General features: G+C 54.1%; 23 protein-coding genes, 1 tRNA gene and 2 pseudogenes. 10 read left to right on the forward strand and 16 right to left on the reverse strand.

Features of this window, described 5'->3' with window-relative positions:
- Nucleotides 1-143: IS3 family transposase (locus tag GM30_RS24300; protein WP_155483962.1), on the forward strand; the 143-nt coding region annotated here is incomplete at its 5' end.
- Between the two features lie 198 nt (nucleotides 144-341).
- On the opposite strand, the gene GM30_RS10395 is transcribed toward GM30_RS24300, so the two are convergent.
- The 7 genes from GM30_RS10395 to aspA form a co-directional block, all read right to left on the reverse strand.
- Entirely contained in the window at nucleotides 342-1,604 is a 1,263-nt protein-coding gene (locus tag GM30_RS10395) for a tyrosine-type recombinase/integrase (RefSeq protein ID WP_049848563.1), read from the reverse strand.
- Nucleotides 1,605-1,799: 195 nt separating this feature from the next.
- Nucleotides 1,800-1,875: transfer RNA gene (locus GM30_RS10400), tRNA-Phe, on the reverse strand.
- A 104-nt stretch (nucleotides 1,876-1,979) separates the two neighbouring features.
- Entirely contained in the window at nucleotides 1,980-2,555 is a 576-nt protein-coding gene (locus tag GM30_RS10405) for a transcriptional regulator (protein ID WP_049848564.1), read from the reverse strand.
- 36 nt (nucleotides 2,556-2,591) lie between these two features.
- A complete protein-coding gene (locus GM30_RS10410) occupies nucleotides 2,592-4,289 on the reverse strand; it encodes a protein-disulfide reductase DsbD (protein WP_049848565.1) in 1,698 nt (565 codons plus the stop codon).
- Nucleotides 4,265-4,600 carry a divalent cation tolerance protein CutA gene (cutA, locus tag GM30_RS10415; RefSeq protein ID WP_049848566.1) on the reverse strand — a complete coding sequence of 112 codons (336 nt, stop codon included), beginning with the start codon at nucleotides 4,598-4,600 and terminating at the stop codon, nucleotides 4,265-4,267. The genes GM30_RS10410 and cutA overlap by 25 nt, the downstream gene beginning before the upstream one ends.
- A 129-nt stretch (nucleotides 4,601-4,729) precedes the next feature.
- Nucleotides 4,730-6,031 carry an anaerobic C4-dicarboxylate transporter gene (locus GM30_RS10420; protein ID WP_049848567.1) on the reverse strand — a complete coding sequence of 434 codons (1,302 nt, stop codon included), beginning with the start codon at nucleotides 6,029-6,031 and terminating at the stop codon, nucleotides 4,730-4,732.
- Between the two features lie 117 nt (nucleotides 6,032-6,148).
- Nucleotides 6,149-7,585: an aspartate ammonia-lyase gene (gene aspA, locus GM30_RS10425; protein ID WP_049848659.1), complete on the reverse strand. Its 1,437-nt coding sequence runs from the start codon at nucleotides 7,583-7,585 to the stop codon at nucleotides 6,149-6,151.
- A gap of 336 nt (nucleotides 7,586-7,921) precedes the next feature.
- Between aspA and GM30_RS10430 the strand changes: the two genes are divergently transcribed.
- Nucleotides 7,922-8,392 carry an FxsA family protein gene (locus GM30_RS10430; RefSeq protein ID WP_049848568.1) on the forward strand — a complete coding sequence of 157 codons (471 nt, stop codon included), beginning with the start codon at nucleotides 7,922-7,924 and terminating at the stop codon, nucleotides 8,390-8,392.
- Nucleotides 8,393-8,425: 33 nt separating this feature from the next.
- Here the strand turns inward: GM30_RS10430 and yjeH are convergent.
- Nucleotides 8,426-9,668, reverse strand: a pseudogene (yjeH, locus tag GM30_RS10435) (L-methionine/branched-chain amino acid transporter).
- A 258-nt stretch (nucleotides 9,669-9,926) separates the two neighbouring features.
- Between yjeH and GM30_RS10440 the strand changes: the two are divergent.
- The 3 genes and pseudogenes from GM30_RS10440 (at nucleotide 9,927) to GM30_RS10450 (ending at nucleotide 12,367) form a co-directional block, all read left to right on the forward strand.
- A complete protein-coding gene (locus GM30_RS10440; RefSeq protein ID WP_013367964.1) occupies nucleotides 9,927-10,220 on the forward strand; it encodes a co-chaperone GroES in 294 nt (97 codons plus the stop codon).
- A gap of 40 nt (nucleotides 10,221-10,260) precedes the next feature.
- A pseudogene (locus GM30_RS10445) lies at nucleotides 10,261-11,856 on the forward strand (chaperonin GroEL).
- Nucleotides 11,857-12,013: 157 nt separating this feature from the next.
- Nucleotides 12,014-12,367 carry a DUF4156 domain-containing protein gene (locus tag GM30_RS10450; RefSeq protein ID WP_038156333.1) on the forward strand — a complete coding sequence of 118 codons (354 nt, stop codon included), beginning with the start codon at nucleotides 12,014-12,016 and terminating at the stop codon, nucleotides 12,365-12,367.
- A 63-nt stretch (nucleotides 12,368-12,430) separates the two neighbouring features.
- Here the strand turns inward: GM30_RS10450 and yjeJ are convergent, their stop codons facing one another.
- A complete protein-coding gene (yjeJ, locus tag GM30_RS10455; protein ID WP_049848569.1) occupies nucleotides 12,431-13,282 on the reverse strand; it encodes a YjeJ family protein in 852 nt (283 codons plus the stop codon).
- Between the two features lie 163 nt (nucleotides 13,283-13,445).
- Complete coding sequence (gene epmB / locus GM30_RS10460) at nucleotides 13,446-14,474, reverse strand: EF-P beta-lysylation protein EpmB (protein ID WP_049848570.1); 1,029 nt, start codon at nucleotides 14,472-14,474, stop codon at nucleotides 13,446-13,448.
- Between the two features lie 41 nt (nucleotides 14,475-14,515).
- Here epmB and efp point away from each other — a divergent pair, with 41 nt between their 5' ends.
- Together efp and ecnB are read left to right on the forward strand one after the other, a co-directional pair.
- Nucleotides 14,516-15,082 carry an elongation factor P gene (gene efp / locus GM30_RS10465; RefSeq protein WP_049848571.1) on the forward strand — a complete coding sequence of 189 codons (567 nt, stop codon included), beginning with the start codon at nucleotides 14,516-14,518 and terminating at the stop codon, nucleotides 15,080-15,082.
- A 183-nt stretch (nucleotides 15,083-15,265) separates the two neighbouring features.
- Entirely contained in the window at nucleotides 15,266-15,412 is a 147-nt protein-coding gene (ecnB, locus tag GM30_RS10470) for a lipoprotein toxin entericidin B (protein WP_049848572.1), read from the forward strand.
- Nucleotides 15,413-15,447: 35 nt separating this feature from the next.
- On the opposite strand, the gene GM30_RS10475 is transcribed toward ecnB, so the two are convergent.
- The gene (locus GM30_RS10475) at nucleotides 15,448-16,041 is read right to left on the reverse strand and encodes a helix-turn-helix transcriptional regulator (RefSeq protein WP_072091969.1); all 594 of its coding nucleotides are present in this window, start codon (nucleotides 16,039-16,041) and stop codon (nucleotides 15,448-15,450) included.
- A 248-nt stretch (nucleotides 16,042-16,289) separates the two neighbouring features.
- Between GM30_RS10475 and sugE the strand changes: the two genes are divergently transcribed.
- Complete coding sequence (gene sugE / locus GM30_RS10480) at nucleotides 16,290-16,607, forward strand: quaternary ammonium compound efflux SMR transporter SugE (protein WP_049848574.1); 318 nt, start codon at nucleotides 16,290-16,292, stop codon at nucleotides 16,605-16,607.
- Here the strand turns inward: sugE and GM30_RS10485 are convergent.
- From GM30_RS10485 to frdA, 5 genes are all read right to left on the reverse strand, one after another.
- Nucleotides 16,604-17,134 carry a lipocalin family protein gene (locus tag GM30_RS10485; RefSeq protein WP_049848575.1) on the reverse strand — a complete coding sequence of 177 codons (531 nt, stop codon included), beginning with the start codon at nucleotides 17,132-17,134 and terminating at the stop codon, nucleotides 16,604-16,606. The genes sugE and GM30_RS10485 overlap by 4 nt on opposite strands.
- 107 nt (nucleotides 17,135-17,241) lie before the next feature.
- Entirely contained in the window at nucleotides 17,242-17,601 is a 360-nt protein-coding gene (gene frdD, locus GM30_RS10490) for a fumarate reductase subunit FrdD (protein WP_049848576.1), read from the reverse strand.
- 10 nt (nucleotides 17,602-17,611) lie between these two features.
- Complete coding sequence (gene frdC / locus GM30_RS10495) at nucleotides 17,612-18,007, reverse strand: fumarate reductase subunit FrdC (protein ID WP_049848577.1); 396 nt, start codon at nucleotides 18,005-18,007, stop codon at nucleotides 17,612-17,614.
- Nucleotides 18,008-18,017: 10 nt separating this feature from the next.
- Nucleotides 18,018-18,752, reverse strand: coding sequence for a fumarate reductase iron-sulfur protein (frdB, locus tag GM30_RS10500; RefSeq protein ID WP_049848578.1), 735 nt, complete (start codon nucleotides 18,750-18,752; stop codon nucleotides 18,018-18,020).
- Nucleotides 18,745-20,535: a fumarate reductase (quinol) flavoprotein subunit gene (gene frdA, locus GM30_RS10505; protein WP_049848579.1), complete on the reverse strand. Its 1,791-nt coding sequence runs from the start codon at nucleotides 20,533-20,535 to the stop codon at nucleotides 18,745-18,747. Before frdA ends, frdB begins: the two co-directional genes overlap by 8 nt.
- A gap of 311 nt (nucleotides 20,536-20,846) precedes the next feature.
- On the opposite strand from frdA, the gene epmA reads away from it, so the two are divergent.
- Together epmA and GM30_RS10515 are read left to right on the forward strand one after the other, a co-directional pair.
- On the forward strand, nucleotides 20,847-21,824 hold the full coding sequence (gene epmA, locus GM30_RS10510; RefSeq protein WP_049848580.1) for an elongation factor P--(R)-beta-lysine ligase: 978 nt from the start codon (nucleotides 20,847-20,849) through the stop codon (nucleotides 21,822-21,824).
- Between the two features lie 28 nt (nucleotides 21,825-21,852).
- Nucleotides 21,853-22,167 carry a YjeO family protein gene (locus GM30_RS10515; protein WP_049848581.1) on the forward strand — a complete coding sequence of 105 codons (315 nt, stop codon included), beginning with the start codon at nucleotides 21,853-21,855 and terminating at the stop codon, nucleotides 22,165-22,167.
- The last annotated feature ends 15 nt before the right edge of the window (nucleotides 22,168-22,182 follow it).

Here is a 22,182-nt window from a genome sequence, read left to right on the forward strand (position 1 = left end):
TCCACGGGGAGCGTTTTACCAGCCGTGAAATAATGAGTACGACGGTATTTAATTATATCGAGTGTGATTACAACCGATGGCGTCGTCACAGTGCCTGTGGCGGTCTCAGTCCGGAACAATATGAAAACAAAAACCTCGCTTAGGGCTGTGCCCACATTACGCGGGTAGGATCACACAACTATGTACACGATAAATGTGCGCTGTATTGAGATCGTGTGAGATTCTATGGCATTAGAAAAGCCCGTTATTACACGGGCTTGTTGGTATCGGTGAGATATTGTGAGACTTAAAAAGTTTGTCTGAAATTTTACTCTATGTTTTGATACTGGACAGTGCTGTTTCTACTTGAGTGGGTTATTGATTTTGGCATAGTCAAAAGGGCTGACACTCTGTTCCCTGTTAGCATCCAGAAAATCAGCCCACCATTGCAGCATCAGTTTACGTTCGTCGATGAACTCTGCCTTATGGACATAGGCTGCCCGAACACCATTTCGTTCCTGGTGACTCATCTGGCGCTCGACAGCATCCCTTGACCATAAGCCTGACTCGATCAAAGAACTGCAGGCCATTGCCCTGAAGCCGTGACCACAGACTTCAACCTTTGTATCGTAGCCCATCAGGCGCAGTGCGTTATTTACTGTATTTTCACTCATGGGTTTCCACGGGTTGTGGTCGCCAGTGAAAACCAGTTCATGCTGACTGCTGATAGTTTGGATCTGTTTCAGAATATCCAGTGCCTGAGCTGATAGTGGAACAAGATGCTCTGCACGCATTTTTGCGCCACGGTGCGAGTGTTTGACACCTTCAATAGGTTTTCGCTCAGGAGGAATGGTCCACATGGATTTTTCAAAGTCAATCTCTGGCCATCTGGCGAAGCGTAATTCACTGGAACGGATGAAGATAAGCAGAGTGAGTCTGGTTGCCAGTCGAGTGAGGGGCTGTCCCCTGTAGCTATCCAGTCGTTTAAGAAGCTCTGAAATGCAATTTAAGGCGAGGGCAGGGCGATGCTGGCGTTTCACCGTCGTTAAAGCTCCCGCCATATCGACAGCAGGGTTATAGCTGATTATGCCGGACTGGGCGGCAAATCGCATAATTGCAGTGATGCGTTGCTGAAGGCGGGCTGCTATCTCGTATATCTCTCTAGTTTCAGCAGCTTTGACAGGAACAAGCAGGTCAGGTGTTTTCAGTGCGGTGATATCGCGTGAGCCTATATAGGGAAATACATGCCCTTCAAGGCTTTTGAGAACTTTCTCGCTGTGAGCTTCAGACCATTTTTTATTGCTCTTATGCCACTGACGGGCAATGAGCTCAAAAGTATTTACGGCATCGGGTACTGCTTTCTTTGCTCTTCGTTGCTCACAGGGGTCAATACCATCAGCAATGAGTTTTCTGGCCTCATCGCGTTTTTCACGTGCCTCAGAGAGTGACACTTCAGGGTACTGACCAAGGGCCAGAGTTTTCTCTTTACCGAGATGACGATAGCGCAGCCGCCAGTACTTCGACCCGTTAGGGTGAACGAGCAAAAACATGTTGCCACTGTCGGCAAGTTTATATGGCTTTTCATCCGGTTTTGTTGCGCGGATTTTTGCGTCAGTAAGTGCCATAGCTGGTTTCCTGAGTGATTTGAGGGTACAGGATTTTATCGAATCAGACTATACCCTCAATTGTACCCGCACAAGGGACTTGACGCGGGTAGGATTTGACTGAGTTCAGTTGAAGTGGGCAGGCAGTGGTGTGTTGATTTTTCTGGGTATATACAAACAAAAACGGACCTCACTGGAGGTCCGTTGATATGAATTTGGTGCCCGGACTCGGAATCGAACCAAGGACACGGGGATTTTCAATCCCCTGCTCTACCGACTGAGCTATCCGGGCAACGGGGCGCATTAAACCGTAATCAGCGGCCTCCGTCAACCCAAATTCAGCAAAAACAGCGCGTTTGCTTAACTTTGCGGCAGTTTGACCGTAAACCGCGCATTTCAGGTAAGTGCACCACCCTGACGGCACTGGGCGAAGCGCAAAATGTCTTCTGCAAGACGTTGGGCGGTATCGACATCCGCCTGGCTGCGCTTCACCAGCATCCGGCTTAAACAGCCTTCCAGGATGAGCTCCATTTGCCTGGCGACCATCGCCGGGTCATCGACTTCAAGCTGCGTCAGCAGCTCATGCGTGTAGTCGTGTGCGGCCCGTTTTTGCTGATCTGCCAGTTGATGGATCGGGTGTTCCGGATCCGGATAGTACGTACAGGCGGCGATAAATAAACAGCCCGGATAACGATGATTGCTGACACACTCGGTCAACGCGGCGTAGCGCGCCATCAGCTTTTGCTCAACGCTCATCTCTTCATTCAGCAACAACTGGCGTCGCCAGATTTCTGCCTGCTGGCTGAGGTAGCGCAGCGCGTCATACAGCAGCGCTTCTTTGTCGGGCCAGAAACGCATAAGCTCATCAAGCGGATAGTTAACGCGGTCGGCTACCATTTCAAGCGAGGTGTCGGCAATCCCTTTTATCTCAAGTAATTGCAGGGCTTCTCCCAGCACATCTTCACGTTGCACGGCGTATTCCTCCCTATATCTCACTCACAGTGTCGTTTACTGGGGCCGTTTCTGCAAATGTGCGCGAAATGCCCCGGCATCCATAAATCCGGTGACGCGCTGCCCGTTAAGCTCCTTGCCAGCGCCATCAAAGAACAAAATGGTGGGCAGCCCCAGCACCTGTAAATGCCGCAGCAGCGCCGCGTCCTGCGGTGTATTTTTAGTGACGTCGGCTTGCAGCAGAACCGTGTTTTCCAGTGCCTGCTGAACGGATTTATCGCTGAAGGTGTATTTCTCAAATTCTTTGCAGGCCACGCACCAGTCGGCATAGAGATCCAGCATCACCGGTTTACCCTGCGCCTGAGCCAGTGCCTGATTGAGATCCTCAACCGTACTGATGCGCGTGAAGTTCAGGTGCGCCTGCTGTTGCACGGCAGTGGTGCCAAACGCCCAGTCCTGCAACGGCCGCGCGCCCACCAGCGCGGCGGCCAACAGTACAATTTGCAACACGCGAACCCACGGTTTGCTGATGCTCAGCGAGGTGATAAACGCCCAGCCGAAGAAGGCGACGCCCAGCATCGACCACAGCCGCAAGCCCCAGACATCACCAATGACGCGTTCGAGCAGGAAAACCGGCAGCGCGAGGATCACAAAGCCAAACGCGGTTTTGACGTGTTCCATCCACGGGCCGCTTTTCGGCAGCAGGCGGTTGCCAAACACGGTAACCAGTATCAGCGGCAAGCCCATGCCGAGCGCGTACAGATAAAGCGTACCGCCGCCGAGCCACATATTTCCGCTCTGGGCGATATAGAGCAGGATCGCGCTCAGCGGCGCGGTGGTGCACGGCGAGCAGATAAGCCCGGCGATGGCACCCATGGTGAAAACGCCGCCCAGAGAGCCGCCCTGACGGCGGTTACTCAGCAGCGTTAAGTGGGTTTGCAGCGACGAGGGCAACTGCATCGTGAACAGGCCAAACATTGACAGCGCCAGCAGGATAAACAGCACTGACAGCCCAACCAGCACGTAAGGGGATTGCAGCGCCGCCTGGAACTGCAGCCCGGCCGCCGCGACGATCAGCCCGAGCAGGGTGTAGGTCAGCGCCATTCCTTGTACATAGATAAACGCCAGCAGCAGCGCGCGGGCGGTGGAGAGGCGCGTTTTGCCGCCGAGCACAATCCCGGAAATCAACGGATACATCGGCAGCACGCAAGGTGTGAAGGCGATACCGATGCCGATAATCAGCGCCCATAAGGCAGAGAAGGGGAGTTCGGTTTTCACCGCTGGTTGCGGCTGTGGTTGCGCCCCGGCGGACGGAGTGACGGACAGCGGCGCCACATCGCTCAGCGGCACTATTTTGGTCTCTGGCGGATAGCAAAAACCGGCGTCGGCGCAGCCCTGATACGTCACCGTCAGCGTGCCGCCTTTCGCGGCCTGGGTGAGGGTCAACGGCAGGTTCAGTTGCTCGCGGTAGATCTCACTTTTACCGTAGAACTCGTCTTCATGCCACTCGCCCGCAGGCAACTGCGGCGGCGCGATGCTGGCGTTGACTGGCTCGATGTTGATTTGTTTGCGGTAGAGGTAATAGCCGTCTTTTATCTGCCATGAGAGCGTCAGGTCGTGCTGGTTCTGCTGAAAATCAAAGGCGAACGCCTGATCGGCAGGCACGAAATGAGAACGGCCGGGGCCGTCAAACAACCCGGCTAAAGAGGATGTGCTGCACAGCAGCAGGATCAGCGTAAAGATGCGTTGAGCCATGAGAGGTATTCGTTATCTCCGTGGGTGACGGGCAAAACCAGTAGTTCAGGGGTTTGATACGGGTGATGAGATTTCAGGCAATCGAGCAGCGCCTGCTGATGTTCGATGTTGGTCTTGAGCAGCATCTGGACTTCGTATTCCTGCTCCAGCTTCCCTTCCCAGTAATACAGCGACGTGGCACCCGGCAGGAGCGTGACGCAGGCGGCTAGCTTCTCAGTCAGTACTTTGGCCGCCAGATCCTGAGCGGTGGCTTCATCGGGGGCAGTGCAGAGAACAACAACGACGGCAGTACGATTGCTTTCATCAAACATAGACACCTCATCAGAGCAAACAGCCTGAAAAAGAACAGGGGATTACTATAACAGCGTGAGGGGGAAACCACGAAGCGGTGACGTGTAAAGCTGAGAAAACGGGACGCCGGAGCGTCCCGTGGGGTGAGATTACAGCATGACGCTTCCGAGCAGGAAGCCAAAGCACACGGCGAAGACCACGCCCATGGTGCCAGGGATAAAGAACGGATGGTTAAAGACAAAGCGTCCGATGCGAGTGGTACCGGTGTCGTCCATCTGTACCGCCGCGACCAGGGTCGGGTAGGTCGGCAGAATGAACAGGCCGGAAACCGCTGCGAAGGATGCCACTGCCGTCAGCGGCGTGACGTTCAGCGCCAGCGCCATCGGCATCAGGGCTTTCGCCGTTGCTGCCTGAGAGTAGAGCAGCGCAGAGGCAAAGAAGAAGATCACCGCCAGCAGCCACGGATGGCCCTGAATCACGGAACCTGCTGTGTCTTTGATCCAGTCAATGTTGTTGGAAACGAAAGTATCGCCCAGCCATGCCACGCCCAGAATACAAATACAGGCGCTCATACCGGCTTTAAAGGTGCTGGAGTTCAGGATGCCGTCAGTTTCTACACCACACAGGATGGTGGTCAGGGTTGCCACGCTCAGCATGATGATCAGGATCGCGTTGGTGGTGTTCATCAGCGGCGTCGCCACCAGTCCGAGGCTCGGGCTGTTGATGATCGCGTAAATGACCACGCCGACCACACCCAGCAGGAACAGCAGCACGGAGAGTTTAGCGCGCGGTTTGATAACCAGCTCTTTTTCGCCACGCAGCTCGATCAGCCCTTCTTCCAGGCGCTTCAGATACACCGGGTCGTCAGACAGTTTAGAGTTGAACAGCACGGTCACCAGGAAGGACATCAGCAGCACTGCCAGCAGCGTGGACGGAATGACCACGGACAGTAAATGGATGTAGCTGATGCCGTGACCTTCCATAACGGAGGACATGTACACCACGGCTGCGGAGATCGGCGACGCGGTGATCGCGATCTGCGCCGAGACCACTGCGGTGGAGAGCGGACGGCAAGGTTTGATCCCTTGCTCCTTCGCCACTTCAGCGATAACCGGCAGCGTTGCCAGCGAGATATTACCGGTACCGGCAAAAATCGTCAGGAAATAGGTGACGATCGGCGCCAGAATGGTGATGTATTTTGGATTCCTGCGAAGCAGTTTTTCGGTCTGATTAACGAGGTAATCCAGACCCCCTGCCACTTGCATTGCCGAAATAGCCGCGATAACGGCCATGATGATGGAAATAACGTCAAACGGAATGTTCCCCGGTTTTACGCCAATGGCCGCCAGAACTAAAACCCCTAGTCCTCCTGCGTAACCTATGCCAATACCCCCCAGCCGGGCGCCGACAAAGATTGCCGCTAACACGATGATGAGTTCGATGACTATCATAACTGCTTCCTTGATTGTTGAACGTTGGATAATTAAATGTTGTGTTTTGGTATCCAATAAAAGCGAAAAAGGCATGCCATTTCTGACATGCCTTTCTCATTTTACTCTGAACTACACTTACTGTTCATTTTCATCTGTATAACGTTTCGCTTTATAGGCCGGATGCATCAGGTTCTGCGGAGAGAAGATGTCATCCAGTTCGGCTTCGGTCAAAAGACCGCGTTCCAGTACCACTTCACGTACGCTCTTACCGGTTTCGGCGCAGATTTTACCAACAATGTCGCCATTGTGGTGACCGATGAACGGGTTGAGATAGGTGACGATACCGATAGAGTTGTAAACGAAACCTTCGCACACCTCTTTATTCGCGGTAATACCGTTAATGCATTTTTCCAGCAGGTTGTAGCAGGCGTTGGTGAGGATGTGAATGGATTCAAACATCGCTTCGCCAATCACCGGCTCCATCACGTTCAGCTGCAGCTGACCGGCTTCAGAGGCCATGGTGACGGTGGTGTCGTTACCGATGACTTTAAAGCACACCTGGTTCACCACTTCCGGCACAACCGGGTTCACTTTCGCTGGCATGATAGAGGAGCCTGCCTGCAGTTCCGGCAGGTTGATTTCATTCAGACCGGCACGCGGACCCGAAGAGAGCAGGCGCAGGTCGTTACAAATTTTGGACAGTTTCACCGCCAGACGTTTCAGCGCACTGTGTACCATGACGTAAGCGCCGCAGTCAGAGGTTGCTTCGATCAGATCTTCTGCCGGAACCACTGCCAGGTTGCTGACTTCAGCCAGTTTCTGCACTGCCAGATGCTGATAGCCTTCAGGGGTGTTCAGACGGGTACCGATAGCCGTTGCGCCGAGGTTAACTTCCAGCAGCAGTTCGGAGGTACGCAGAATGTTTTTGGTTTCTTCGTTCAACAGAACGTTGAACGCGTGGAATTCCTGACCAAGGGTCATCGGAACCGCATCCTGCAACTGGGTACGGCCCATTTTCAGGATGTCCTGGAACTCTACGGCTTTGTTCTGGAAACCGTCGCCCAGCTGATTCACCGCGTCAACCAGTTTCAGGATGGACGCGTAAACGGCGATACGGAAGCCGGTCGGGTACGCATCGTTCGTCGACTGGCATTTGTTGACGTGATCGTTTGGATTCAGGTACTGGTATTCACCTTTCTGGTGCCCCATCAGTTCCAGACCGATGTTTGCCAGCACCTCATTGGTGTTCATGTTCACGGAGGTTCCTGCGCCGCCCTGGTAGACGTCAACCGGGAACTGATCCATGCATTTTCCGTTATTCAGAACTTCGTCACATGCGGCAATAATGGCGTTCGCGATGCCTTTAGGAATGGTTTGCAGTTCCTTGTTAGCCAGCGCAGCGGCTTTCTTAACCATCACCATGCCACGTACAAACTCAGGAATGTCGCTGATTTTGCTGTTGCTGATGTAGAAGTTTTCAATCGCTCTCAGAGTGTGGACCCCATAGTATGCGTCCGCTGGAACTTCCCTGGTGCCCAACAAGTCTTCTTCGATACGAATGTTGTTTAACATGTGAACCTTCTTTTTCAAGCTGCCAATGAATTCACCAAACACACAAAATTAATGGGAGTATGTGCGTTTTCTGACCGACGATTATTTCCTTAATCGGTCTGGTGGCCATGATCATATGCTGATGATAGCGAATTGCAGTAATCTGGATCACTTATTGTCGCTTGTTTCGCATAAGAATCATTAATCTGTGAAATGAGTCACCGCTTTGTGATTTTCGGCAAAAATAACGTTGCGAACCGCTTGAAATGCGACGTTTCACCACCACAACACCTTTATGCGAATCGCAAACCCATACCGGCAGTGGCAACATCGCCCCTGTTTTTAAAGGAGACGCCAGTGCGCTGGATACCGTTTATTGCTTTCTTTCTCTATGTTTACGTTGAGATCACTATTTTCATCCAGGTGGCGCATGTGCTGGGCGTTCTGCTGACGCTGGTGCTGGTGATTTTCACCTCGGTCATCGGGATGTCGCTGGTGCGCAACCAGGGCTTCAAGAACTTCATGCTGATGCAGCAGAAAATGGCGGCAGGCGAGAGTCCGGCAGCAGAGATGATTAAAAGCGTGTCGATTATCATCGCTGGTCTGTTGCTGCTGCTGCCTGGTTTCTTCACCGACTTGCTCGGTCTGCTGCTGTTATTGCCGCCGGTGCAGAACCATCTGACAGTGAAGCTGATGCCTTACCTGCGTTTTTCTGCCATGTCTGGCGGGGGTTTTAGCGGTGGGAATGCTGGCGGAAATACCTTTGATGGCGAGTATCAGCGTAAAGAGGATGACCGCGATCGCCTTGATCATAAAGACGACCGCTAACCGTAACGGCCCGGCAACCCGCCGGGCTTTTTTCTATGCGTCTGCTGTTTTGCGCTTCGGCAACGCGAACCACAACACGACCAGCATAATAATGGCGTAGAGACTCTTCCAGCCCACCATCACCAGCAACAGCAGGCACAGCGCGCCGCCAATCGCCGCCAGCAGTTTGTATTTCCCTTTCAGCAGTCGACAACCCGCCAGCATGCACAGCAAATAGATCATAATAAAAATACCGTTGGCGTAGACGATGAGCGCATCGAGATTAATATTCAGCCAGTAAACGCACAACGAGCTTAGCGCGCAGCAGGCCAGTACGGCGTTCAGCGCATTAATCGGCAGATGGCGGCGGGAGAGTTGGGCGAGGCGGCTTTGCGGCGTGTACATCGCCTGCGACCACACCAGGCGGGCGAAGCTTTGAATATAAATGTTCAGGCTGGCGAAGCAGGCGAGATAACCGATTACACAAGCAATCCACAGCGCTTTGACGCCAAACAGGCCGACCACGATCCCCGGCAATGACGCTGCTGCGGCGCGATCCGCGCTGTAAGCGTTGAAATGCAGTACCACTACGGTACAGACCCAGTAAACGGTGCCCGCCAGTAGCAGGCCAATCATCAATGCGCGGGGAAAGTCCCGTTCCGGATTTTTAAATTCTGACGCCAGATGAGCGAATGCTTCCAGCCCGACAAAGCACCAGAACATCACCGACAGCGCGGAAAACAGTTGCGGAACGTCAATCTCGTTGATCGCAGGGAAGGGGATATTCGCAACGGAAAGGTCGCCCGACCACCAGATCGCGACGACAAGCGCCACAATCAGTATCGCCACCACCGTCTGCAAATTGGCGCTGGAGCTGGCGCCGCGGGAGCCCACCCACCAGACAATCGCCAGCGTGCCAAATTCCGCAAGCAACAGTTGTGCACCATGCCAGCCAAACAGCGCCTGGCCAAAGCCGGTCGCGATATGCAGCGCTGCAGGTAAACCAACGGGGATCACCGAGAGAAACAGCCAGCCGGTCACCCTTTCCATACGCGGGCCGAACGCCAGCCCGACGAAATGCGCTACGCCGCCCGCGCTGGGGAAATGGCGCCCAAGGATAGCGAACACAATGGCGACGGGGAAAACCAGAACGATAAGCGCTGGCCAGGCCCACAGGCTGTTATCGCCGGCGACCAGCGCCGCCAGCGCCGGAACAGCANACGCCGGTACCCAGCAGCGATGTCGCCAGTAAACCAATCCCTTGCGCAAGGCCAAGCTCCTGCTTTAATCCACCCATGCTTATCGACCCACCCAGGCCTGACAAAAACAACAGAAGGCAAAGGGTATCACATCCCGTTGGCCTTAGGCTTTAAGCGGATATTGCTTTCTTTGGCACAGCGAAACGGGATCCCGGAGACAGTAAGAAAAATTTTTTTCTTACTCCCCCTTGAAGGCCTAAAAACTTATCCCCATCTCTCTGGTCACTAGCCGGGAAACCGTTTACGGGCCGGCGCCATCCATAACTGATAATGACTTTCTCAAAGGAGAGCTATCAATGAGTATTCGTCCGTTACATGATCGTGTGATCGTCAAACGTAAAGAAGTTGAGTCAAAATCCGCTGGCGGTATCGTTCTGACCGGTTCTGCAGCAGGGAAATCAACGCGTGGCGAAATCATCGCTGTCGGTAAGGGCCGCATTCTGGAAAACGGAACTGTGCAGCCGCTGGACGTGAAAGTCGGTGACATCGTGATTTTCAATGATGGCTACGGTGTGAAATCTGAGAAGATCGACAATGAAGAAGTGTTGATCATGTCTGAAAGCGACATTCTGGCAATTGTTGAAGCGTAATTTCGCGCGCGAAACTGAACGAATTTGAGGATATAAGAACATGGCAGCAAAAGACGTAAAATTCGGTAACGACGCCCGTGTAAAAATGCTCCGTGGCGTAAACGTACTGGCAGATGCAGTGAAAGTTACCCTCGGCCCGAAAGGCCGTAACGTGGTTCTGGATAAATCTTTCGGTGCACCGACCATCACCAAAGATGGCGTTTCCGTGGCACGTGAAATCGAACTGGAAGACAAGTTCGAGAACATGGGCGCGCAGATGGTGAAAGAAGTTGCCTCTAAAGCGAACGACGCAGCAGGCGACGGTACCACCACCGCCACCGTTCTGGCGCAGGCTATCATCGCAGAAGGGCTGAAAGCCGTTGCTGCAGGCATGAACCCGATGGATCTGAAACGTGGTATCGACAAAGCGGTCGTTGCTGCGGTTGAAGAACTGAAAGCGCTGTCCGTACCGTGCTCTGACTCTAAAGCCATCGCTCAGGTGGGGACTATCTCCGCTAACTCCGATGAAACCGTAGGTAAACTGATCGCGGAAGCGATGGACAAAGTCGGTAAAGAAGGCGTGATCACCGTTGAAGACGGTACCGGCCTGGAAGACGAACTGGACGTTGTAGAAGGTATGCAGTTCGACCGCGGTTACCTCTCTCCTTACTTCATCAACAAGCCGGAAACAGGCGCCGTAGAACTGGAAAGCCCGTTCATCCTGCTGGCTGATAAAAAAATCTCCAACATCCGCGAAATGCTGCCGGTTCTGGAAGCCGTTGCGAAANTTAACACCATGCGTGGCATCGTGAAAGTGGCTGCGGTGAAAGCACCGGGCTTCGGCGACCGTCGTAAAGCGATGCTGCAGGATATCGCCACCCTGACTGGCGGTACCGTTATCTCTGAAGAGATCGGTATGGAGCTGGAAAAAGCAACCCTGGAAGACCTGGGCCAGGCGAAACGCGTTGTGATCAACAAAGACACCACCACCATCATTGATGGCGTGGGCGACGAAGCTGCTATTCAGGGCCGTGTTGGTCAGATCCGCAAACAGATCGAAGAAGCCACTTCCGATTACGACCGTGAAAAACTGCAGGAGCGCGTAGCGAAACTGGCAGGGGGGGGTGGAGGCANGTTGCAGTCATCAAGGTGGGTGCGGCGACTGAAGTGGAAATGAAAGAGAAGAAAGCCCGCGTTGACGATGCCCTGCACGCGACCCGTGCGGCGGTAGAAGAAGGCGTGGTTGCTGGTGGTGGTGTGGCGCTGGTTCGCGTTGCAGCGAAACTGGCTCACCTGACCGCGCAGAACGAAGATCAGAACGTCGGTATCAAAGTTGCGCTGCGCGCGATGGAAGCACCGCTGCGTCAGATCGTTTCCAACGCCGGTGAAGAGCCGTCTGTTGTGGCGAACGCCGTGAAAGCCGGTGAAGGTAACTACGGTTACAACGCGGCCACTGAAGAATACGGCAACATGATCGACTTCGGTATCCTGGATCCAACCAAAGTGACCCGTTCTGCACTGCAGTATGCGGCGTCTGTGGCTGGGCTGATGATCACCACCGAGTGCANTGGTCACTGACCTGCCGAAAGGCGACGCGCCTGACTTAGGTGCTGCTGGCGGCATGGGCGGTATGGGTGGTATGGGCGGCATGATGTAATCATGCCGGCACCCGGAATGATTTGGGTGCTCGCTTTGTCACACCGATTGAAAAACCCCCGGTCAGAAATGGCTGGGGGTTTTTCTTTTGGTCATCTTTTTAGTATAACGTTCAACACGGACAAGTTGTGTCCAGCTCATTGATAACGAGGAATAACATGCGCGTAAAAGTCTGTGCAGGGATCGTCGGTGCCGCTTTGCTGCTGGCAGGTTGCAGTTCCAGCAGTGAACTGACCGCGGGCGGACAGAACGTTCGCTTTGTTGAAGATAAACCGGCGGCGGATTGTCAGCTACTGGGTACGGCGACCGGCAAGCAGAGCAACTGGCTCTCTGGTCAGCATGGCGAAGAGGGCGGCTCTATGCGCGGTGCGGCAAATGCGCTGCGTAATCAGGCCGCGGCAATGGGCGGCAACGTGATTTATGGCGTCAGCAGCCCAACGCAGGGCATGCTCTCCAGCTTTGTGCCGACCGACAGCGAAATGATTGGTCAGGTTTATAAGTGCCCGAACTGATCTACGGGTCATGAAGAGGCTGCGCCCTCTCAGATTTGAGGGCGCATCGGTTGCTGTTCGCCGTTAGTTTTGCGGAATGCTGGCCCGCAGGTGATGCAGTGCGCGTAAACACTGCTCCAGGCTCAATGCCTGCTGTTGTGCGTGAGGGATCGCGCGAATAAAGACCTGGCAGGCGCGGCCTTTCAGTTTGCCCAGCCGTGGGCTGAAATTCATCAATCGTCGCGAGATGGCTTTTGCTTCTTCGGAATCCGAATTGCTGCGCGTTTTAATGACCGCGCCGCAGGTGATGTCCTTGCCGTCATTGTCAGAGAACCGGTATATCAATGCCAGATAATGGCTGAACAGGGTTTGTTTCCAGTCGGGCTGATCGTAGCTGTCATATTCCAGCTCGCCCGTTTCGCGGCAATCCACATCATAGAGCGGCAGGAAATCAAGCAACGAAGAAAGGCGTATCGCAAGTTCATGCATACCCGCATTATTAATCGCCTGCACAATGGCAATTACCAGCAATTCAATTTGATTTTCTTCAACCTGTAATTGTGTTTGCGTTTTGTCATTCATCGTTAACGTGAATAATAAACAGCTTTCGCTATTTTCCGTCAGCGCAACAGTTTCCACGCGGCGAGAAATATCCGCCTGCGCCAGCTCCTGTTCGGTCAGTTCAGGAATATGCGCACGCAGCTTTTTCATGGCGCTGCGCTTTGCCCTGTTCAGCTGTTCCTGCGGTTGTCCAGAGAGGCTGGCGTGCTGAAACAGGCGATGTTCAAGGGCAATCAGCACGTCTCTCAGAACCAGCGGCGGAAAGAAAAAAAGCGCCTCTTTATTTCTTTGATATTTAACTTTGAGCGCAAGAGCCAGAAAGTTATTATCGTGACGAATAACACCAGTGTTAATTCCTTTTATCATGAGCGGCATGGTTACTCCCTGAACATTATTTAAATAAATAATGTAGGCGTTATATATAGATTGAATTAATGAAGTGGAGCTGTATTACAGCGACGGTAAAATAGCATATTGAAACGGGATGCAAAATAAATTCATGGAAGAATTTTCCATGAATTTATTTTTGCTAAAACGATTATTGCTGACGAAGCTGGAGATCGAGCGGCGTTTTGCTTGGCTCACCGCCAATTTCACGCGCCAGTTTGGGCACCATATAGCCTGATACCAGCGTCAGCAGTTCGCGGACGATGCGACGCGCTTCTTCATCACTCACCAGGAAATGCGCCGCGCCCTGCACTTTATCGAGCACATGCAGGTAATAAGGCATCACGCCAGCATCAAACAGCGCGTTACTCAGGTCTGCCAGCGTTCTGGCGTTGTCATTCACGCCGCGCAGCAGCACGCTCTGGTTCAGCAGCGTCACTTTCGCGTCACGTAGTCGCGCCATGGCGACACGGAAGGTGTCGTCAATCTCATTGGCGTGGTTGATATGGTTGACCAGCAACACCTGCAGCGAGGAACGCGCAAAACGGGCAACGAGGGCGTCCGTAATGCGTGCAGGGATCACAATCGGCAGGCGCGAGTGAATACGTAAACGCTTCACGTGCGGAATAGCTTCCAGCTGCGTCATCAGCCAGTCCATTTCATGATCTTTCGCCATCAGCGGATCGCCGCCGGAAAAAATAATCTCGTCCAGTTCCGGATGCGCCGCGATATACGCCATCGCTGTCTGCCAGTTGCGCTTGTTTCCCTGATTTTCAGCGTAAGGGAAGTGTCGACGGAAACAATAGCGGCAATTTACCGCACAACCGCCTTTCACCAACAGCAGTGCCCGGTTCTGGTATTTATGCAGCAGTCCGGGCACCACGCTATGCTGTTCTTCCAGCGGATCGGTGGAAAAACCGGGTGCCACGACAAACTCCTCTTCGGAGGTAAGTACCTGACGTAGCAGCGGATCGTTGGGGTTGCCCTTCTCCATACGGGCGATGAACGCGCGCGGAACACGCAGCGGAAACAGGCGTTTTGCCTCCCGACCTGCCAACAACTGTTCATCAGCGTCTACATTTAAAAGATGCAGGAGTTCATCCGGATTGGTCACAACATCGGCAAGTTGCGATAACCAATCTTCTCTGGAAAGGGTGTTTAGGGTTACAATGTCTGCCATTTTTTGGCTAAGCTACCAAGTTTTCAATTTCAGAGGGCCTTATGGCGACTTACTATAGCAACGATTTTCGTGCCGGTCTTAAAATCATGATGGACGGCGAACCTTATGCGGTCGAATCCAGTGAATTCGTGAAACCGGGTAAAGGCCAGGCATTTGCGCGCGTTAAGCTGCGCCGCCTGCTGACCGGCACCCGCGTAGAGAAAACCTTCAAATCTACGGATTCCGCCGAAGGCGCAGACGTTGTCGATATGAACCTGACCTTCCTGTACAACGACGGCGAGTTCTACCACTTCATGAACAACGAGACTTTCGAGCAGCTGGCTGCAGACGAGAAAGCCGTGGGTGATAACGCGAAGTGGCTGCTGGATCAGGCTGAATGCATCGTGACCCTGTGGAACGGTCAGCCTATCTCCGTGACTCCGCCTAACTTTGTAGAGCTGGAAATCGTTGAGACCGATCCAGGTCTGAAAGGTGACACCGCAGGTACCGGCGGCAAACCGGCGACCCTGAGCACCGGCGCCGTGGTGAAAGTTCCGCTGTTCGTACAGATCGGCGAAGTCATCAAAGTGGATACCCGCTCCGGCGAATACGTGTCCCGCGTGAAGTAATTCATGTGATGTCAATTCAGGCGTGGCGTCGTGCCGCGCCTGGGTTATTCCAGGTTCCTCATTCCCCACGCCGTCAGCCGATGGCTTCTCGTTCTCCTAAAATCCATACTTTTCTCTTTCCTTTCCGGGATTTTGTCTATGCTTATAAAGCACAAATAACACGGGCTATAAAAGGAAGATATTATGGTTAAGAAAACAATTGCAGCGATCTTCTCGGTTTTAGTGCTTTCTTCACTCTTGACTGCATGTAATACAACGCGCGGTGTCGGCGAGGATATTTCGGACGGCGGGAGCGCGATCTCTGGGGCCGCGACGAAAGCGCAGCAGTAATACTGGCAGCAAGCGGTGCGGCGTCTGCCGTACCGTTATCCTCTTCTTTCGGCGGCGGAGAGAAACGGTGAAAACCGGTTTTCTACTTTCAGCTTGAGCCGAATGTTGCGTTTATAGGTGTAAACCGTTTTCCCGTTAATGTTCAGCATCCGGGCGATGGTGCCGTGACTCGTTCCTTCCATCCATAACGACAGCACTTTCTCTTCCTGCCGCGTCAGCAGCGGGGCTACCGTGCGCGCGTGGTTAATACCGGGGCTTGAGCGCAGCGCGCCATCGAGAATGTTCATCATCTCGGTCAGGGCGATTTTCTTGTCGAGGATTGCCCACGAGGCGTCGTGCAAATCCGTCGAGGTGAAATTATCGTACTGCAACAGCACCAGCCGCGAGCGAGGGGAAGAGCTGCGGATCAGCGAAGAGATCAGCGGGATCTGATGACGCTCGGCCGCAAAACCGCTGAGATCGGCAATAATTAAATGCGGTTGCCAGCCTTCAATATGCTCTTTCGCCAGCAGCAAACTGCCCAGGCTGGTAATGGAAAGCGGGGCCGCAAAAGCATTGACCTGCATCAGCCATGATTCCAGCCCCTGACGGCTGAAGTGGCATCGATCAAGTAATAGAATCTTGTACATTCTGGCTTCGTAATGGGATGAATGAGGCTGACTGACGAAGTTTCCATCATAAAGAAGTCGATGATGAATAAAGGCAGAATCTAAGCCGCTAAACAGGCCCATTTCCGGGTATAACGCACAAATTGTGTGACTTAAGGCAAACGTCTTGAATCCCGACGTTGACGAGGTAAAATAATGCACTTCAACCACCTTACGGGACGACCCGTAAGCGTATCTCACAACGGGGACGGCCCCACACTGGAGCCATAATGTCCTGGTTAATTCTTGTTGTTGCAGGTCTTCTCGAAGTCGTCTGGGCCATCGGCCTGAAATACACCCACGGTTTTAGCCGCTTAATGCCAAGCGTCATTACCGCCGTGGCGATGATTGCCAGCGTCGCGCTGCTCTCCTGGGCGATGAAAACGTTGCCGGTCGGCACGGCCTATGCGGTCTGGACGGGCATCGGTGCCGTCGGCGCGGCGATCACCGGCATTATCCTGCTTGGCGAATCGGCGAGCGCGGCGAGAATCGCCAGCCTGGTGTTGATTGTCGCCGGGATTATCGGGCTGAAGCTCAGCACGCACTAAGGCGTCTGTCTTACCCAGATAAGCTTGCTCACGTCAAAGCCCTGCCGGGTCGCGGCGTCCAGCATCTGCTGTTTCATCTCTGCTGAAAGGGTGGGCGTTCGGGCGAGGATCCACAAATAGCCGCGATCCGGCCCGCACACCAGCGCATGCTGGTAGGTTTTATCCAGTGCAATGATGTTATAGCCGCCATAGAAAGGTCCGAAGAATGATACCTTCAGTGCGGCTCTGTCCGGCGATCCGGTGAAGTACGCCACGCCATCCGTTTTTTGCCACATGCCGCGGTCGGGGTTATAGCCTTTGTTGATCACGTTCAGCCCGCCGTCATCGCGCAGGCTGTAGGTGGCCGTGACCCTTTGTAAACCGCTTTCAAAACGGTGGTCGAAACGGGCGATTTCATACCAGGTGCCCAGATAACGCTGAGCATTGAACGGCGTAACGACGGTGACGCCGGGCGGCGGTGTTGGGGTACTACAGGCAACCAGCAAAAACGCAACGGCAACGGACACGATGGCGGGGAGCACACGCATGATTTCTTCCTTGCTAGGTTTTTAGCTAAGTGTAGAACGCAGCGAGGAAAAAGGGGCGGGAGCAGAAGAAATTTGCCCTCTTACGGAGGCGTAAGAGGGCAGGGAGATTACAGGAAGATAACGCCGACCAGCGTTACAACCGTCAGGATGGCCGCCAGACCGTAGAAGACCCATTTACCGCTCGGCACATGGATTTTCAGGTCGTGCATCGCGTGATGGATACGATGTAAGCCACACCACAGCGGCAGCACGATCATCACGAAGAGGAACACGCGGCCGATGAAGCTCTGGGCAAACGCCAGCACGCGCTCATAGCCCAGTGCCTCGCCCGGATAGAGTCCCAGCGGAAGCAGGATCCCCACCAGCAGCACCATTACCGGCGCGACAATTGCGCTCCACATGCCGCCTGCGCCGAACAGACCCCAGAATACGGGCTCGTCAGAGCGTTTTGGATTTGGATTGATCACGTTAGCCTCCTTACCAGTACAGGGCGACAAATAGCACGACAACGGTGACCACCGCCGTTACCACCCAAAGCCCTTTAATGATTGGCTCTGGCCCCATTTTTTCGTTTTTTACGATGATATTCGCCGCTTTTGGCGCCAGTTCAAACCAGGTTTTGGTGTGCAGCAATGCGCCAGCCAGGGCGATGAGGTTGAGGATCACCACCACCGGGTTTTGCAGAAAGCCCACGAAACCTGCCCAGGATTCAGGGCCATTTTTCAATGCGAACAGGCCGTAAATCAGGACAATACTGAACCAGACTGCCGGTACCGCCGTCCCTTCACGCAGCATATAGAAGCGATAAAACGGCAGATTTTTCCACCAGGTGGACGGCATCGGCCGTACATAGGCTTTGCGTTTAGTCGTCATAATGCACTCCTTAGCGTGGTTTCAGGGTGGCGATAAGAAAGTCTTTCGAGCTTTCCACTTTACCCTGCTGAATGGCAGCAGCCGGATCGACATGCTTCGGACAAACTTCGGAGCAGAAGCCCACGAAAGTACAGGTCCAGACGCCGTTCTGGCTATTCAACTGCGCCATACGCTCTTTTTTACCGTGGTCGCGGCTGTCTTCGTTGTAGCGATGCGCCAGGGTAATCGCCGCCGGGCCGATGAATTCAGGATTCAGGCCAAACTGCGGGCAGGCTGCATAGCACAGACCGCAGTTGATGCAGCCGGAGAACTGGTGATACTTCGCCATCTGCGCCGGGGTCTGGGTGTTTGGACCCTGATCCGGCGTACGCGGGTTGCCGATGATATACGGCTTAATCGCTTCCAGACTTTCGATAAAGTGGGTCATGTCGACCACCAGATCGCGTTCAATCGGGAAGTTCGCCAGCGCTTCGACCTTCAGTCCTTTCGTGTAGTCACGCAGGAACGTTTTACAGGCCAGCTTCGGCACTTTGTTGACCATCATGCCGCAGGAACCACAAATCGCCATACGACAGGACCAGCGGTAGCTCAGATCCGGTGCCAGGTTATCTTTGATGTAGCCCAGCGCGTCCAGCAGCGAGGTCTGCTCATCGTAAGGCACTTCATAGAAAGCACTGTGCGGAGCGTCATCCACTTCAGGGTTATAACGCACCACCTCAACTTTCAGGTTTTTCATCTCAGCCATTCGCCGTCTCCTTCTTCTCGGCTTCTTCCGCTTCTGCACCGTATACGCGTTTCGCCGGTGGCAGGGTGGTGATCTTCACGTCGCTGTACTCCAGGCGGGTGGTCCCGTCAGCGTCGCGGAAAGCGAGGGTATGCTTGAGGAAGTTGACGTCGTCACGCTCGGTGCAGCCTTCGTCGAGACGCTGATGCGCGCCGCGCGATTCTTTACGCGCGATGGCGGAGTGCGCCATACACTCAGCAACGTTCAGACCATGGCCCAGCTCGATGGTGTACAGCAGGTCAGTGTTAAAGACGCTGGACGTATCGGTGATGCGAACGCGCTTGAAGCGCTCCTGCAGCTCCGCCAGCTTGTCGATGGTTTTCTGCATCAGTTCCGGCGTACGGTAGATCCCGCAGCCTTCTTCCATGGAGATACCCATTTCGTCGCGGATCTTCGACCAGTTTTCGTTGCCTTCCTGGTTAACCAGCGCTTTCAGGCGGTTTTCTACATCAGCGGCCTGCGCATCAAGTGCCGCGCTGTTGGCAGGCGTAGCGGTCGATGAACGCTCCATCGCCTGTTCACCGGCCAGACGGCCGAACACCACCAGCTCGGCCAGCGAGTTGGAGCCCAGACGGTTGGCACCGTGCAGACCGACAGACGAACATTCGCCGACGGCAAACAGCCCTTTGATACGGCTTTCGCATTTCTGATCGGTTTCGATACCGCCCATGGTGTAATGCGCGGTCGGACGCACCGGAATCGGCTCTTTCACCGGATCCACGCCGACGTACGCTTTTGCCAGTTCACAGATGAACGGCAGACGTTCAAGCAGCTTCTTCTCACCGAGGTGGCGCAGGTCGAGATGGACCACGTCGCCGCGCGGCGTCGAAATGGTGTTGCCTTTACGCCACTCATGCCAGAACGCCTGAGATACTTTGTCGCGCGGGCCGAGTTCCATGTATTTGTTCTTCGGCTCGCCCAGCGGGGTTTCCGGACCCATGCCGTAATCCTGCAGATAGCGGTAGCCGTTCTTGTTGACCAGAATACCGCCTTCACCACGGCAGCCTTCCGTCATCAGGATCCCTGAGCCCGGCAGCCCGGTCGGGTGATACTGCACGAATTCCATGTCGCGAAGCGGAACGCCATGGCTCAGCGCCATGCCCATCCCATCGCCGGTCACGATGCCGCCGTTGGTATTGAAACGGTAAACGCGACCCGCACCGCCAGTAGCAAGCACGACGGCGTTCGCGCGAATCTGCACCAGTTCGCCTTCCATCATATTCATCGCGACCAGACCACGTGCCTGACCGTCATCCACCAGAATATCGAGGACGAAGTGCTCATCGAAACGTTGGATCTGCGGGAACTGGAGGGAGGTCTGGAACAGCGTGTGAAGCATGTGGAAGCCGGTTTTATCGGCGGCGAACCACGTACGTTCAATTTTCATACCACCAAAGCGGCGCACGTTGACGGAACCGTCAGGACGGCGACTCCACGGACAACCCCATTGCTCAAGCTGGGTCATCTCGGTCGGGCAGTGATGGACAAAGTAATCGACGACATCCTGTTCACAAAGCCAGTCGCCACCGGCAACCGTATCGTGAAAATGATACTCAAAGCTATCGTGATCCTGCGCAACCGCTGCAGAACCGCCTTCAGCGGCCACCGTATGACTGCGCATCGGATAGACTTTTGAAATCAGAGCGATTTTAGCGTTAGGATTCGCCTGAGCTGCTGCGATAGCAGTCCGTAATCCTGATCCGCCAGCGCCTATAACGGCAAGATCGGCTTGAAAGGTTTGCACGACATTCCTCCAGTTTATTGTTTTTTCGCAATGCGCCTGACCAAGGGTAGTTCACCTGTCACAAGCCGCCATTGCGAAAGCGTATCCACGACTCCTTTTATGGGATGGCAGTATAACCGCATGGGGAAAGGGGAAATTTGATGTGTTCGATTTTTTTGCGGATCCGTGCGGGGATTTATCACACGTTTTGATGTATTTCGTACGGCAATCATCTGCACTAATGGATTTGCTGCGCTTTGCTGGACAAAATTTGTCTCCCTGAGCGGTTGCGAGTAGACTTCGTGCCCTTATCACCAATCGGAGAGAAACTCATGAGCGAAACGGCAACCTGGCAGCCGAGCGCATCCATCCCTAACCTGTTAAAACGCGCGGCAATTATGGCGGAGATTCGCCGCTTCTTCGCCGATCGCGGCGTGCTGGAGGTGGAAACGCCCTGTATGAGCCAGGCGACGGTCACAGACATCAACCTGTTCCCGTTTGAGACCCGTTTCGTCGGCCCCGGACATTCTCAGGGGATGAACCTGTATCTGATGACCAGCCCGGAATATCACATGAAGCGTCTGCTGGCCGCTGGCTGCGGGCCGATATTCCAGTTGTGCCGGAGTTTCCGTAACGAAGAGATGGGCCGTCACCACAACCCGGAATTCACCATGCTGGAGTGGTATCGCCCGCACTTCGACATGTATCGCCTGATCAATGAAATCGACGATCTGCTGCAACAGGTACTCGAATGCGCGCCGGCGGAAAGTCTCTCCTACCAGCAGGCGTTTCAGCGCCATCTGGAAATTGACCCGCTGTCGGCGGATAAAACCCAGTTGCGCGAAGCGGCGGCCAAACTTGATGTCAGCAACATTGCCGACACCGAAGAAGATCGCGACACGTTGCTCCAGTTGTTGTTTGTCACCGGCGTGGAACCGCACATCGGTCAGGATCGCCCGACGGTGATCTATCACTTCCCGGCAAGCCAGGCGTCACTGGCGCAGATCAGCACCGAAGACCATCGCGTGGCCGAGCGCTTTGAGGTTTATTACAAGGGGCTGGAGCTGGCGAACGGTTTCCACGAACTGACCGATGCCCGCGAACAGCAGCAGCGGTTCGAGCAGGATAATCGCAAGCGCGCCGCACGCGGCTTACCGCAGCAGCCGATCGACCAGAATCTGCTGGATGCGTTGAGCGCCGGGATGCCGGACAGCTCCGGCGTGGCGCTGGGCGTGGATCGTCTGGTGATGCTGGCGCTGGGCGCAGAAACGATCGGCGATGTCATCGCCTTTACGGTCGATCGGGCGTAATCCAGACGAAAAAATATACGGAGGTTCTATGAGCTGGAAGCGCTTTACTCTGGTTTTTATATGGACCTTGTTTTCCGTGTTGTGGATTCTTTTGCTGACGGTTCATGATAAAGAGTGGTGGATTGGCACTAATAATATCAATAACTTCTGCGATCTGATAAGCGCTGTTGAAGACGATGATACCCGCGATGTAGGGATCCTCGTAACGCTACCGTTATTTTTCCCGGTGCTTTATGCGCTATTTATCAAAAAGAAGCGTTTTGCCTTGCTCTACATTGCAACATTCGCGGTGGCTGGGTTCTGGTTGTGGCGTTTTTATTTCCGCTATCAGTGGTGCTTCTGAAAAAAGAGGCCGGTC

The sequence above is a fragment of the Trabulsiella odontotermitis genome (genome assembly GCF_001188485.1).
GTDB classification, from domain to species: domain Bacteria; phylum Pseudomonadota; class Gammaproteobacteria; order Enterobacterales; family Enterobacteriaceae; genus Trabulsiella; species Trabulsiella odontotermitis_A.

Bases quoted from the DNA above. Each gene is read 5' to 3' on its own strand.
- GM30_RS10395 (WP_049848563.1), bottom strand. From the start codon at position 1,604: ATGGCACTTACTGACGCAAAAATCCGCGCAACAAAACCGGATGAAAAG.
- GM30_RS10410 (WP_049848565.1), bottom strand. From the start codon at position 4,289: ATGGCTCAACGCATCTTTACGCTGATCCTGCTGCTGTGCAGCACATCC.
- cutA (WP_049848566.1), bottom strand. From the start codon at position 4,600: ATGTTTGATGAAAGCAATCGTACTGCCGTCGTTGTTGTTCTCTGCACT.
- GM30_RS10420 (WP_049848567.1), bottom strand. From the start codon at position 6,031: ATGATAGTCATCGAACTCATCATCGTGTTAGCGGCAATCTTTGTCGGC.
- aspA (WP_049848659.1), bottom strand. From the start codon at position 7,585: ATGTTAAACAACATTCGTATCGAAGAAGACTTGTTGGGCACCAGGGAA.
- GM30_RS10440 (WP_013367964.1), top strand. From the start codon at position 9,927: ATGAGTATTCGTCCGTTACATGATCGTGTGATCGTCAAACGTAAAGAA.
- GM30_RS10450 (WP_038156333.1), top strand. From the start codon at position 12,014: ATGCGCGTAAAAGTCTGTGCAGGGATCGTCGGTGCCGCTTTGCTGCTG.
- yjeJ (WP_049848569.1), bottom strand. From the start codon at position 13,282: ATGCCGCTCATGATAAAAGGAATTAACACTGGTGTTATTCGTCACGAT.
- epmB (WP_049848570.1), bottom strand. From the start codon at position 14,474: ATGGCAGACATTGTAACCCTAAACACCCTTTCCAGAGAAGATTGGTTA.
- efp (WP_049848571.1), top strand. From the start codon at position 14,516: ATGGCGACTTACTATAGCAACGATTTTCGTGCCGGTCTTAAAATCATG.
- ecnB (WP_049848572.1), top strand. From the start codon at position 15,266: ATGGTTAAGAAAACAATTGCAGCGATCTTCTCGGTTTTAGTGCTTTCT.
- GM30_RS10475 (WP_072091969.1), bottom strand. From the start codon at position 16,041: ATGTACAAGATTCTATTACTTGATCGATGCCACTTCAGCCGTCAGGGG.
- sugE (WP_049848574.1), top strand. From the start codon at position 16,290: ATGTCCTGGTTAATTCTTGTTGTTGCAGGTCTTCTCGAAGTCGTCTGG.
- GM30_RS10485 (WP_049848575.1), bottom strand. From the start codon at position 17,134: ATGCGTGTGCTCCCCGCCATCGTGTCCGTTGCCGTTGCGTTTTTGCTG.
- frdC (WP_049848577.1), bottom strand. From the start codon at position 18,007: ATGACGACTAAACGCAAAGCCTATGTACGGCCGATGCCGTCCACCTGG.
- frdB (WP_049848578.1), bottom strand. From the start codon at position 18,752: ATGGCTGAGATGAAAAACCTGAAAGTTGAGGTGGTGCGTTATAACCCT.
- epmA (WP_049848580.1), top strand. From the start codon at position 20,847: ATGAGCGAAACGGCAACCTGGCAGCCGAGCGCATCCATCCCTAACCTG.
- GM30_RS10515 (WP_049848581.1), top strand. From the start codon at position 21,853: ATGAGCTGGAAGCGCTTTACTCTGGTTTTTATATGGACCTTGTTTTCC.